This window comes from Vibrio mimicus CAIM 602 (assembly GCF_000338875.1).
Classification (GTDB): Bacteria; Pseudomonadota; Gammaproteobacteria; order Enterobacterales; family Vibrionaceae; genus Vibrio; species Vibrio mimicus.
Window position 1 is genome coordinate 1 of record NZ_AOMO01000114.1, and the last position, 957, is coordinate 957.

General features: G+C 42.7%; 2 protein-coding genes. Both read left to right on the forward strand.

The window, feature by feature from the left end; genetic code table 11:
* Positions 1 to 41 precede the first annotated feature (41 nt).
* Positions 42 to 275, forward strand: a complete 234-nt coding sequence (locus D908_RS23140) for a DUF3709 domain-containing protein (protein ID WP_082321127.1) — start codon at positions 42 to 44, stop codon at positions 273 to 275.
* 431 nt (positions 276 to 706) lie between these two features.
* Positions 707 to 886, forward strand: a complete 180-nt coding sequence (locus D908_RS21380; RefSeq protein ID WP_005528150.1) for a DUF645 family protein — start codon at positions 707 to 709, stop codon at positions 884 to 886.
* The last annotated feature ends 71 nt before the right edge of the window (positions 887 to 957 follow it).

Below are 957 nucleotides of genomic sequence, written 5' to 3' on the forward strand. Positions count from 1 at the left end.
CATCTGGCGCTGTAAATTCTGAGTTATTGCCTCATTGGTTTTTGAGTCTGCGCGAGGTTAGCATTGTTGGCTCAAGTCGCTTTGAGCAGTCTGGTGCCTTTACTTATGGGCTTAAAGTCTGTCAGCAATTGAGCATTGTTTTGCGCTACCTAATGAAACGGCAATATGTTTGTCGCTGTACGTTTCAGTGTTATTGCCTCATTGAGTTGTCGTGCCAATGTGTGGTGAGTGAGTTTGTCGGAGAGGGTTTCCACATTTGCTCATTTGTTAAATGAAACTCTGCATTGGTCAGTTCATAGGTAAAATTTGAGTCAGTTCTAATTCAAGAAAACTCGAAGTTTAGTCAATGATTTCAGTAGGTTATTCTTGGGTTGGTGCAACAGTAAAGTGTTGAAGCTTAAGCATAACAAACGCCTCAAGAGGGACTGTCAACGCGCGGCGTTTCCAGTCCCAATGAGCCTAAGTGGTTACGGTTGTTGTGTTTGAGTTTGGTTGTTATGCGTTGTCAGCCCCTTAGGCGGGCGTTAGTTTCTATCAATCAAGAATTTTCAAAATCTAAGCTCATTTGTCCTGAATATTCAGCTTTTAGCGTTCAAATTGCACAACTTGGCTTTTGAGCCGAAGTCTGATGCTGATTTGGTAGAGCGTGTTGAAAGTTCGGTAGCTTCAAAGTCGCTGAAAACTAGCAAGCCTCGATGCTTCAAGGTTGTTGGATGTTCAGCATGGCCAGCTTAATTTCACAAAAGGCTGCATCATCGCTGTGATCTTGCTTTCTTTGTCGCGGACTCTTAACCGTGGACAACTTAACCTTGATCATTTTGCGTTTTGGTCGCCAACTTCACAGCTTTTGTCGCTGGACGTGTGTTTGTCGGATACTTTTGCGTAAAATGGCTTTCAAGCAAATGTGTTTAAAAAGTCATTGCTAAACAATAGGCTACGAAACTAACAAACGCCTCA